Here is an 11,195-nt window from a genome sequence, read left to right on the forward strand (position 1 = left end):
ACTGGCATGACACCCATTTGTTCCTATAGTTGTCTTTTCTCGTCTACCTTATTTTGCCACTCTGCTGAACAGATACATAAAGAAAGTGGAAAATTGGACATTCTCAACTCGGCTCCTGCAGATTAAAAATTAAGTTGAATAAAAATTGGATTTGACGCAGTTTTTTCCCATAGTTTAAGAAATTAAAAGTTTAACGATTAGAATTATAATTACAAACCACAATAAAAAATAGACTTTTCCATTTGATTTATTTTTAATTTGGATGTTTTCTAATTTTTTATCAGCTATTAGGTTTAATTTTTCTATAAGGCTAAATATCCCTTGGATTGTTTTTACAGGATAAGAACTTCTAATTTTTTCCCTATACCCTATTTTACTTTCATGTTGACTGCTTATCCACGCTTCAACTACTTTCCACATATTGATTTCTGGGTAGATCTTTCTACATGTCCCTTCCAGTAAAATCATAGTTTTCTGCAGCAATAACAATTGTGTTTGAACTTTCATATCAAAATCACCAGTTATTTTTAATAGCTGAGCAAGTAAACTAGCAAATGAAATCTTCTGTATAGGCTGCCCAATAATGGGTTCACCTATTGCCCTGCAAGCTGTGACAAAATTTCTATGCTGTGATGAAACGTAACCAGCTTTAAAGTGCATTTTTGCAACGTGATCATAATCCCGATTTAAAAAGCCTTTGAGTATCTCTATAACGTAATAGCATGTCTCACGATCTATTCTACCCATGATTCCACAATCCAGAGCAATAATATTGTTATTACTATCAACCATTAGATTTCCAGGATGCATATCAGCATGAAAAAAACAATCCCTGTATACCTGATTACAAAACGATTCTATAAGATTGATAGCTATTTGCTTATGATTATTCAGTTTTTCAACTTCGTATATTGGCGTTGCTTCTATCCATTCTAATGTTAAAACCTTTTTCGAAGTTCTATTCCAATCTACTTCAGGTACGTAAAAACCTCTGTCATTTTTTGTGTTTTCCTTTAGTTCCGAAGAGTGAGCAGCTTCAAAACGTAGATCTAACTCTAATCGGCAAATTTCAGCAAAAGTTTTAACTAATTCAATTGGCCTCAGCCTTTTTGATTGTTCGCTAAATTTTTCTGCAATTTCTGCGAGCCAAGAAAGCATTTTTATATCCCTTGAGAATGTTTTCTCAATATTTGGCCTTAAAACCTTCACAGCAACTTCCTTACCCTCAGTTGTAACCGCTCTATGCACCTGAGAAATCGATGCTGCTGCAATTGGCTTTTCAGAAAAGCTTGAAAAAATGTCGCTCAATTTACAATTAAACTCACTTTCTATAGTTTTAACTGCTATTTTATGTGAAAACGATGGCAATCTATCACATATCAATAACAAGTTATTTGTTATATCTTCATTTAAAACATCAGTACGTGATGAGATAGACTGCCCAAACTTAATGAACACCGGACCTAATTTTTCAAGAGCACACTTTAGCTTGTGGCCTTGTATTTTATTTATTGATTTTTTTGATGGTGGAAGTAAATAAGGTAATATATTGTAACGCGTCAGCACCGTAGTTATGTGCAGAAGACGCAAAATATTTTGAATCATTTCGCTGCGTAACTGCTAAATATTTCATTTAGGGTTCTATTTTTCATAATCTCATCAGGCTTGCCTTGGCAATAGATAGTATTATTTATACAAATTATGTAATCTGAGGATGGTAGAGCAGAGTTAAGATCATGAGAAGTCATAAGAATCGATACCAATCGTTTTTTTGCTATTTTATTTATAATATCATAAAATTTAGCCCGCGCGTTAATATCCATTGCACTAACTGGTTCATCTAGAATGATCAAGTCAGGCTCTGCAATTAAACAACGTGCAAGTAGCAATAATTGTGTTTGCCCTGCAGAAATTTCTAACACTTGATTCTTCAAAATGTTACCGATACCAACCAACTCTATCGTTTCTGTAATAATGGATTGATTTTTCTTTAGTCTTTTCAAGGAGCTATTTAAAAGAAAATATTCAACTGTTATTGGCATCAAATTACTAATACTAAAATTTTGCGGCATGTAGCTAATTTTTGTGTTCTCAGCTAACACAATATTTCCAGTATAATTTTTATTTATACCAGCAATTGCTTTCACTAAAGAGGTTTTACCTCCACCATTTGGACCAAGTATTGTAATTATGTCTCCTCTTTCCATGAACATATTGATATTGTCAAGGATTCTTTTACCATCATATGCGAGAGCAAGATTTTCTATTTTTAGAACACGATTATTGACATTATTCAATTTATTGACAAAATTTAACTTCTTCTCAACGTTTATATGAGACATTTACTGACTTTTTTTCTATTACTTTCATTTACACTATACTATAATATCGCCTTTTCATCCAATTTAAAAGTTGTAGCTACAATCAAACCTATCCACTCACTTGTAGCTTCTGTTACAGAAGGGATTTTAGAACCGGAATTGCTTGGCTATGCAACATCTGCACATAATTATATATTAAAGCCATCTGATGCGAGTAATTTAGAATCAAGTGACGTTATATTTTATGTTGACGATAACTTAGAGACGTTTGTTCAAACTTTCGCCAAAAATAATAAAGAACTAGTGCAATTGTCAAAGGCAATCAACCTACTTCCTACTCGGCCACATTCATTTTCTAGAAAAATCACTCACATTCAAGATGAAAAAGATTTACACATGTGGCTGAGTCCCGAAAATGCAAAGAGCATGATACTTTCTATAAGTGCAACATTGTCTGACATAGATAAAGGAAATTCCCATCGATACAGTTCTAATGCAACAAAAGCTATAAAAAAAATAGACCAAGAAGTAAAAGAAATCATGAAAGAACTGAATGATTTTAAAAATCAAAAATACATCGTTACTCATGATGCTTATCAATATTTTGAAAAATATTTCGGTCTAAATCATCCAAGCGCTATTCTTTCCATAGAAGAGGATTCTTACATAGGTATGAAGAGTTTAATGAAGCTAAAAAAGATAATGAAGGAAGAAAACGTTAAATGTATATTTGCTCATTCACAGGAAGATAGCATAAAGCCTAACGCCCTTTCTAATGACGCAAAAATGGTAGTTCTTGATCCTATTGGATCAGACATAGAGCCTGGAAAAGATGCATATCTAGCTATAATCAATAGCATTGCACAAAATTTTAAGTCTTGTTTTGTTGAGTAATAAGTTCCCTTTTAGCTTACTGTTTTATTGTTCTACAAATCAAGAAGAAGTGAGTTTACAACAAATGGTGTCATTCCAGTCTGGAATCCAGCTTTTTCATAATCATCAAAACGTTGTATTTTAACATAAAACGGCTACTTTTATGCTTACTAACTTAATAAAATTCCTGGATCCCAGACTGGGATGACATCGTAGGGGTGCTGGCCTGATAACCGTCATCCCGCTACTTGTTAGCGGGATCTAGAGATACCGCGAATGAATCGCGGTATGACGGTTCGCGGCGGCATGACGATAAGGTTTATACCTTGTCATCCCAGTGCTTGACACCGGGGTTGATTTATCTTGTCTACCTTATTTTGCCACTCCGCTGAACGGATACCATATTATGCAGGTTTAGAATTATGCTTTATTCTTACGTTTATGTCTTGGCCCAATACAATCAATAAGTTAAGCAAGTATTCTAAGGAGAACCCTTCGATTTTTGACCTATTGATTTGAGATACTTTAGGTTGATCAATCTTTAGAGCGTTTGCTGCTTTTTTCTGTGTTGTGTACTTCTTACTTATTAATTGTGCAATGACCTTTATTAATTTCAGTTTTGTATCTTTCACATCCCCCAACTCTACTATTATAGGATAACTTAATTGTAAATTTTGCATAATAATAAAATTCCTTATAAAAAAATTACTTTAGTTTTTCTTCTTTAAATAACACATGCCTTCTGACTACTGGGTCATACTTCCTAAACTCCAGTTTTTTGGTGAGCTTTTTTGGATTACGCTTTTTTACATAAAAATAGCCAGTTGATTTTTCTTCACCAGTTTTTGTTATCTTGATTGCAGTGCTGACTAACTTAACGAGCAAAGAAGCATTTTTTTTCGCCATACTTATAATGATATAATAAATTCTATGCGAGTTTATTACGCAAAATACTAAAAGTCAATCGAATAATGCAGATTGCAAAATCCTTGACAATCAACAGTGCATTAAGTAGCATAAAGTTAACTTCAGAATAAAAAGCAAACGGTAAATAAGTGACAAATAGTGGTAAAAGGGTATTATTGATAGAAAATTCTATCTGTTCTAATGAGGTAAGGGTTGCCTTGTCAATTAATAACAAGGTTGTAGAATTTGAACAAGAATTCAAGGAAAAAAAACAATTAAGAGGTAATATATACGTTGCTTATATAAAGCGTATAGAGCCTTCTTTGCAAGCCGTATTTATTGAATATGGGAAAAATAAGCAAGGTTTTTTGTCTTTTTCCGAGATATCTCTAGATTACTTCAACATTCCAGAAAAAGAAAAGGAAACTATCTTTGAGGGCTACTCAAATGACGATTGTATAGAAGAAGCCTCAGCAAATGTTTCTTCAGATTCTGCAGCTAGTAAGAATGTCAACGGATCAGGTAGTGGTTTTGTAAGAGAGGTACCTTTATATAAAAAATACAAATTACAAGATGTTATTTCAGTAAATCAAAAAGTATTGGTCCAGCTAACTAAAGAGGAACGAGGCAATAAAGGAGCTTCATTTACAACATACATAACTTTAGTGGGTAGATACTGTGTTTTCATGCCAAATTCCATGAGTAAAGGTGGAGTGTCTCGCAGAATTGAAGATGCTAATGTCAGAAAGCAGTTAAAGGAGATACTGAGTTCAATAAACTTGCCAAAAAGATCAGGTTTAATAGTAAGAACTGTTGGTTCAGGAAAAAATAAGAAAGAAATTGAGCAGGATTACAATTACTTATCCTCATTATGGCAGAGCATTCAAAAAAATGCCTTCTCTGTAAACGTTCCATCATTAATTTACAATGAAGCAGATGTAATTATGAGATCTGTTCGTGATTTTTGTAGCGATGGTATAGAAGTTATAGTGTCTGGAAAGGAAGCTTTTGAGGCAGTTAGGCAATATGCTAACAATGCACTAAAAGGTAGTAAGTTGCGCTATAGATTGTATAGAGGTTATGCTCCGATCTTTACTTACTACGGAATCGAAGATCAAATTTCTGAGTTATATAGCAATAGAGTAGAATTGCCATCTGGTGGGTCTTTGATAATAACTTTAACTGAGGCGTTTGTTTCAATAGACGTAAATTCAGGAAAGATGACAGGAGAAGATAGCATAGAAGAAACAGCTTATAGAACCAACATGGAAGCAGTACCTGAAATATCAAGACAGGTGAATCTTAGGGGCCTATCAGGATTAATAGTAGTCGATTTTATTGATATGTTGAAATATCAGTATTGCAGAGCTGTTGAGTCTGCTATAAAGCAAGCGTTTAAAGATGATAAAGCTAAAGTTCAATTTAGCTACATAAATGACTTTGGTTTAATGGTATTTTCAAGACAAAGAATTAAACCAAACATACAAGAAATTAATACTACAGAGTGTTTACACTGCAAAGGTACTGGAAGAGTAAAATCAAACGAAGTAATTGTTTCATCAATACTAAGGGATTTACAACATATTGCTAACAAGAATCGAAATAAGTCTTTTGATTTAGTAGCACACAGTGCAGTTATAGCGCACATTTTTAATAACAAACGCAATACAGTTTCTACAATCGAAAAAGAGTTTAATATTACATTGAACGTTAGTATTGATAACAGTTTAGATGTAAATACATTTGTTTTAAAACAAGGAGATGATGTTAATTTAAACGGTTATAAGCCATTACAGAACTCTGGATACCAAATTGGGGATAGCAGCAATGAAGAAGCTGATAATTCAAATAAACTACGAGGCAATTTTTGGCTGACTAAGTGGCTTTCGCGCCTTTTAAGTTCTAATAACTAATTAGAAACCTAAATTGGGCTTGTAATTAATGAGCCCTATACTTATATATTCTTATATCAGATAATATTTACAATGGGGTACTCATTATGGGAAGAGCAATAGGCATAGATCTCGGAACAACAAATTCTTGTGTTGCAATAATGCAGGGCAAGGATACAAAGGTAATAGAAAATAAAGAAGGGGCAAGAACTACTCCATCTATAGTTGCATTGACTTCTTCAGGAGAAAGGTTGATTGGTGCTCCAGCAAAAAGGCAAGCAACCACCAATGCAAGTAATACCTTTTTTGCTACTAAGAGATTAATAGGCCGTCAATATAGTGATCCTGAGATGAAAAATCTAAGTGTACCATACAAAGTATTTGCAGCAAAAAGTGGTGATGCATGGGTTAAAACAACTGATAATAAAGAATATTCTCCTAGTCAAATTGGTGCATTTATACTACAAAACATGAAAGAGGCAGCAGAAGCTTATCTTGGAGAGGAAGTAAAAGATGCTGTGATAACAGTGCCAGCATACTTCAACGACTCTCAACGTCAAGCAACAAAAGATGCAGGAAAAATTGCCGGATTAAATGTACTCAGAATAGTAAATGAACCGACTGCTGCAGCACTTGCTTATGGTCTTGATAAGAAACATGGGCACACAATAGTAGTATATGACCTTGGTGGTGGTACATTTGACGTTTCAATACTTGAAATAGGTGATGGAGTTTTCGAAGTGAAAGCAACAAACGGTGATACCCATCTTGGAGGTGAAGACTTTGATAATGGAGTAGTGAGTTATTTACTAGATGAATTCAAGAAAAGTAATGGCATTGATTTGAAAAATGATCCAATGGCTATGCAAAGAATCAAAGAAGCTGCTGAAAAAGCGAAAATTGAATTATCAAGTGCAATGGAAACGGAAATAAATCTACCGTTTATTACAGCTGATGCAAGTGGTCCAAAACACTTAAATATGAAATTAACGAGAGCAAAACTTGAAAGCTTAGTGAATGATTTAATCGAAAGAACTATAGCTCCTTGTAAAAAAGCTCTTGAGGATGCTGGTTTGTCTGCTAGTCAAATTGGCGAAGTGGTTCTTGTTGGTGGCATGACTCGTATGCCAAAAGTCATAGAGAAAGTTAAAGAATTCTTTGGCAAAGATCCACATAGAGGAGTTAACCCTGATGAAGTTGTAGCAATTGGAGCTGCAATACAGGCGGGGATCATTCAAGGTGATGTAAGAGATGTGTTACTACTTGATGTGACCCCACTTTCTCTTGGTATTGAAACTCTAGGAGGAGTATTCACTCCACTTATTGAGCGTAATACTACAATTCCTACTAAAAAATCTCAGGTGTTTTCAACTGCAGAAGATAACCAAACAGCTGTTACAATTAAGGTGCATCAGGGTGAAAGAAAACTGGCAGTTGATAATAAGCTACTCGGTCAGTTTAGTTTGGAAGGGATACCTCCTGCTCCGCGCGGAAGGCCACAAATTGAAGTGACATTTGATATAGATGCAAATGGAATAGCACACGTTTCTGCAAAAGATAAAGCTACTGGAAAAGAGCAAAAAATACGCATTCAATCTTCAGGTGGTTTATCTGATGATGAAATAAATCGCATGGTAAAAGAAGCTGAAGAAAAAGCGCAAGAAGATGAAAAGCGCAAAAAGTTTATTGAAGTGAAGAATCAAGCGGATAGCTTAGTCCATTCTACAGAAAAGTCTCTGACAGAGTATGGTGATAAAGTTTCACCAGAAGATAGATCTGCTATTGAAAATGCAGTTAACGAATTAAAAGAAGTTAGTAAATCTGATAACATTGATGACGCTGATTCAATACAGCAGAAAGTTACTAATCTTTCTCAATTATCTATGAAACTTGGAGAAGCTATGTATCAAGCATCTCAACAAAATAGTGCTGAAAATGGCTTTTCATCAGAAGGAAATCCAAATGATAAAGAGGAAAAAGTAGTAGATTCTGATTATCAAGACATAGATAATAAAGAAGAGAATAAGTAATTGCGATTGTCATCCAAGTAGCTGATACTGGGATGACAAGAGGAGCATATTGTTGCTTAAAGAAACCATTATGGATATTATTAAAACAATAGAAGAAAAGATACGCGATTCGATAGATGTAATTGATATCAACATTATCGATGAATCAGCAAAGCATGCTGATCATTATTTTGCTTCATCTTCAACACTACCTTCACATATCAAGCTAATATTGATATCTGACAGCTTTATCGGAATGAACACTCTCAAAAGGCATAAATTGATCTATGAATTATTAAAGAGTGAGATAGAGCTAATACATGCAATTTCTCTTCACTTGTATACGCAAAACGAGTACAATTTAAAAAATAAATAATAAAAATGTGAAGGAAGAGTCTTTATTAGTTAAAGCAGGAAGAAAATTTAAGGACTATAAAGGTTCTATGAACCCGCCAGTTTATCATTCTTCTACCATATTATTCCCTACTTACAAGGACTACTTAAATGCAGCAAATGGAGAAAGTATATACGATGTAATCAACGATGATGTTGCAAGAGATTACAGCTATAGTAATGTTGGTACTCCCACTGTTCATTATTTTTCAAATGCACTGGCTGAAATTGAAGGGAGTGGACAAGCGCTTATTTTTCCTTCCGGACTATTTGCACTTACTTTTGCTATTTTGACTTTCACTAAAGCAGGCTCGCACGTTTTAATTCAAGATAATAGTTATTACCGACTTAGGAGGTTTGCAGAAAATGAGCTACCAAAAAGAGGAACAGAAGTAACTTTTTATGATCCAACACAGGATATAACTGATTTAATTCAGAGTAATACTTTATTGATAATGATCGAGACTCCTGGTTCTGTAACGTTTGAGATTTCGAATATAGAGCATATAGTAAAAGTTGCTAAGGAACATAAAATTGTGACCGTTTGTGACAATTCATGGGCCACTCCTTTGTTATTTAAGCCGCTTGATTATGGAGTTGATGTTGCACTATATGCGGTAACAAAGTATCTAGCCGGTCACTCGGATTTATTGATGGGGGCTGTTATTGCAGAAGGTGAAATTTTTAAATTGCTTTATGAGAGCTATAAAAACTATGGAGTGACCGTTCAATCGCACGACTGTTATCTTGCACATAGGGGGCTAAGAACACTGCACACACGTATGAAAAGGCACCAGAATACAGCAATGGAAGTGGCAAAATGGCTAGAAAAACATTCAAAAATCAAAAAAGTTTTGTATCCAGCACTTCCCTCCCATCCTCAACACGAATTATGGAAAAGTTACTTTAAAGGAGCAAGCGGCGTATTCAGTATAGTATTGGGTAGAGAATATTCATGTGAAGAACTAAGCTGCATGGTTGATCACATGAAAATTTTTGGTATCGGTGCTTCTTGGGGAGGGTGCGACAGTTTGATATTACCAATAGATCGTAGAGCTATGTCAAGATCTGTAATGAATTCAGATTATGGTGGAAGTTTCGTGCGAATATTTTGTGGACTGGAAGATCCTGAAGATTTAATCTCTGATTTAAATGCTGCACTAGCAAGGTTGCCATGTTCGGACATTAAAACTGACGAAGTAGAACGTGAAACTGAGAGAATTACTGCATAGTATCATTGATGTTAACTTTGATATTGAAATCAAAGGCGTCACATGTAATCCCAAGAAAATCAAGGAAGGTTATCTTTTTGTTTGTGTGTCAGAAAGGGATAGGATTTACATAGATCAGATATTATCTTGTGGAGCTAAAGCGATAATTGCAAGTGATTGCATAACAGAAGCTTCAAGCCTTGGTATCATTCCAACGCGTGATGCTGGAATCTGTATCTTCCACCCAAACCCTCAAGAAATATACAGCGAAATAGTCAGCAGGTTTTATCAATTCAAACAGCCAAAATATGTTGCTGCTGTAACAGGCACAAATGGCAAGACTTCAGTAGTAGAATTTTGCCGCCAGATCTGGCAAAACTCTGGCTACAATGCTGCGTCTATTGGAACACTTGGAACATGCATCAATAATGGTAGAAAAGGTAATAGCAACAGTCTTACCACTCCAGGTGCAGAAGACCTTTACGCAACATTGCGTGGTATAAGTGTAGAACACTTAGTGTTGGAATCATCAAGTCATGGGATTGATCAATACAGAATCCATGGATTAAAGTTGAGTGCTGCAGCTTTTACTAATTTCTCGCAAGATCATTTAGATTACCATAAAAGTCTTGGTGGATATTTAGAAACTAAAAAAAGGTTATTTTACGAAGTATTACCAGAAGGAAAAACAGCGATTTTAAATGCGGATATAGATGAATACGGCGCATTGCTTAAAATAGCTGAAAAACGCAGTAATAAAGTTGTGACTTATGGAAAAAAAGGCTCTGATATTACTTTATTAGAGCAAACATCAACCCCTAATGGTCAACATCTTACAGTAAAAATTGATAACCAAATTTACAATACATTTTTCCCAGTTTTAGGAAAATTTCAAGCATATAATCTGCTATGTGCAATTGGTATATCTGGATTAAATTACAGAGAAATATGCGTAGAAAAACTCGTTTCTCCACCAGGAAGAATGGAAAAAGTGAAACCTTTTGCATTCGTGGATTACGCTCATACTCCAAGTGCGCTTAAACAAGCCCTATTGTCTTTAAAATGGCATATCAACAAAAAAATAATTCTAGTTTTTGGATGCGGTGGAAATCGCGATCAGACGAAACGTTCAGAAATGGGCAAAATAGCACAAATGTATGCAGATAAAGTAATAATTACAGATGATAATTCGCGTGATGAAGATCCGGCAAAAATTCGCCACGATATTTTGCTACATTGCCCTGATGCACTGGAGATAGGAGGTAGGAGAGAAGCTATAGAGAAAGGCGTAGATATTGCCTATAACGAGGGTATGATTCTGCTAGTTGCAGGAAAGGGAAATGAGAAATTTCAAATTATAGGCAACCAAACTTTTGAATTTAGCGATGTTGAGGTTATTAAAAATCATGCCTTAACATACTGATTTTCGCAATGGGCTTACCTCCGCTAATGTGCGAATATTGAAGCAAAAGTGATGTCATCCCAGTGCTTGACACTGGGATGGCTTTGTTGCATAGTATAGTATTTTCTAAAATGAATGATAAATTTCCATTATGGTATTACCAACCAAAAGTTGTAAGTCTGTATATT

General features: G+C 34.7%; 11 protein-coding genes. 7 read left to right on the top strand and 4 right to left on the bottom strand.

The genetic code is table 11. The features are described from left to right. Positions 1-174 precede the first annotated feature (174 nt). Both ubiB and WOCAOBSORBRA_RS03880 read right to left on the bottom strand, forming a co-directional pair. Positions 175-1,605 (bottom strand): 2-polyprenylphenol 6-hydroxylase, encoded by a 1,431-nt coding sequence (gene ubiB / locus WOCAOBSORBRA_RS03875; RefSeq protein WP_155969335.1) that lies wholly within the window; start codon positions 1,603-1,605, stop codon positions 175-177. Beyond that, entirely contained in the window at positions 1,602-2,342 is a 741-nt protein-coding gene (locus tag WOCAOBSORBRA_RS03880; RefSeq protein ID WP_155969337.1) for a metal ABC transporter ATP-binding protein, read from the bottom strand. The genes ubiB and WOCAOBSORBRA_RS03880 overlap by 4 nt, the downstream gene beginning before the upstream one ends. Here WOCAOBSORBRA_RS03880 and WOCAOBSORBRA_RS03885 point away from each other — a divergent pair. Together WOCAOBSORBRA_RS03885 and WOCAOBSORBRA_RS03890 are read left to right on the top strand one after the other, a co-directional pair. Beyond that, the gene (locus WOCAOBSORBRA_RS03885; protein ID WP_155969339.1) at positions 2,334-3,215 is read left to right on the top strand and encodes a zinc ABC transporter substrate-binding protein; all 882 of its coding nucleotides are present in this window, start codon (positions 2,334-2,336) and stop codon (positions 3,213-3,215) included. The two genes, WOCAOBSORBRA_RS03880 and WOCAOBSORBRA_RS03885, sit on opposite strands and share 9 nt — an antisense overlap. A gap of 227 nt (positions 3,216-3,442) precedes the next feature. Then, a complete protein-coding gene (locus WOCAOBSORBRA_RS03890) occupies positions 3,443-3,586 on the top strand; it encodes a hypothetical protein (RefSeq protein ID WP_174515970.1) in 144 nt (47 codons plus the stop codon). Positions 3,587-3,598: 12 nt separating this feature from the next. Here the strand turns inward: WOCAOBSORBRA_RS03890 and WOCAOBSORBRA_RS03895 are convergent, their stop codons facing one another. Together WOCAOBSORBRA_RS03895 and rpmG are read right to left on the bottom strand one after the other, a co-directional pair. Further along, positions 3,599-3,874 carry a helix-turn-helix domain-containing protein gene (locus WOCAOBSORBRA_RS03895; RefSeq protein ID WP_010082632.1) on the bottom strand — a complete coding sequence of 92 codons (276 nt, stop codon included), beginning with the start codon at positions 3,872-3,874 and terminating at the stop codon, positions 3,599-3,601. A 25-nt stretch (positions 3,875-3,899) separates the two neighbouring features. Beyond that, the gene (rpmG, locus tag WOCAOBSORBRA_RS03900; protein ID WP_010082633.1) at positions 3,900-4,100 is read right to left on the bottom strand and encodes a 50S ribosomal protein L33; all 201 of its coding nucleotides are present in this window, start codon (positions 4,098-4,100) and stop codon (positions 3,900-3,902) included. A gap of 149 nt (positions 4,101-4,249) precedes the next feature. On the opposite strand from rpmG, the gene WOCAOBSORBRA_RS03905 reads away from it, so the two are divergent. From WOCAOBSORBRA_RS03905 to WOCAOBSORBRA_RS03925, 5 genes are all read left to right on the top strand, one after another. Further along, entirely contained in the window at positions 4,250-6,013 is a 1,764-nt protein-coding gene (locus WOCAOBSORBRA_RS03905; RefSeq protein ID WP_095742804.1) for an Rne/Rng family ribonuclease, read from the top strand. A gap of 86 nt (positions 6,014-6,099) precedes the next feature. Then, a complete protein-coding gene (gene dnaK / locus WOCAOBSORBRA_RS03910) occupies positions 6,100-8,022 on the top strand; it encodes a molecular chaperone DnaK (protein ID WP_174515971.1) in 1,923 nt (640 codons plus the stop codon). Positions 8,023-8,092: 70 nt separating this feature from the next. Then, positions 8,093-8,377, top strand: a complete 285-nt coding sequence (locus WOCAOBSORBRA_RS03915; RefSeq protein WP_155969345.1) for a BolA family protein — start codon at positions 8,093-8,095, stop codon at positions 8,375-8,377. A 7-nt stretch (positions 8,378-8,384) separates the two neighbouring features. Next, positions 8,385-9,626, top strand: a complete 1,242-nt coding sequence (gene metC, locus WOCAOBSORBRA_RS03920) for a cystathionine beta-lyase (RefSeq protein WP_155969347.1) — start codon at positions 8,385-8,387, stop codon at positions 9,624-9,626. Then, complete coding sequence (locus WOCAOBSORBRA_RS03925; protein WP_174515972.1) at positions 9,601-11,028, top strand: Mur ligase family protein; 1,428 nt, start codon at positions 9,601-9,603, stop codon at positions 11,026-11,028. Before metC ends, WOCAOBSORBRA_RS03925 begins: the two co-directional genes overlap by 26 nt. The last annotated feature ends 167 nt before the right edge of the window (positions 11,029-11,195 follow it).

The sequence above is a fragment of the Wolbachia endosymbiont of Cardiocondyla obscurior genome (assembly GCF_902713635.1).
Classification (GTDB): domain Bacteria; phylum Pseudomonadota; class Alphaproteobacteria; order Rickettsiales; family Anaplasmataceae; genus Wolbachia; species Wolbachia pipientis.

Coding starts and splice junctions, on each gene's coding strand:
- WOCAOBSORBRA_RS03885 (WP_155969339.1), top strand. CDS start 2,334: ATGAGACATTTACTGACTTTTTTTCTATTACTTTCATTTACACTATAC.
- ubiB (WP_155969335.1), bottom strand. CDS start 1,605: ATGATTCAAAATATTTTGCGTCTTCTGCACATAACTACGGTGCTGACG.
- rpmG (WP_010082633.1), bottom strand. CDS start 4,100: ATGGCGAAAAAAAATGCTTCTTTGCTCGTTAAGTTAGTCAGCACTGCA.
- WOCAOBSORBRA_RS03880 (WP_155969337.1), bottom strand. CDS start 2,342: ATGTCTCATATAAACGTTGAGAAGAAGTTAAATTTTGTCAATAAATTG.
- WOCAOBSORBRA_RS03895 (WP_010082632.1), bottom strand. CDS start 3,874: ATGCAAAATTTACAATTAAGTTATCCTATAATAGTAGAGTTGGGGGAT.
- WOCAOBSORBRA_RS03915 (WP_155969345.1), top strand. CDS start 8,093: ATGGATATTATTAAAACAATAGAAGAAAAGATACGCGATTCGATAGAT.
- dnaK (WP_174515971.1), top strand. CDS start 6,100: ATGGGAAGAGCAATAGGCATAGATCTCGGAACAACAAATTCTTGTGTT.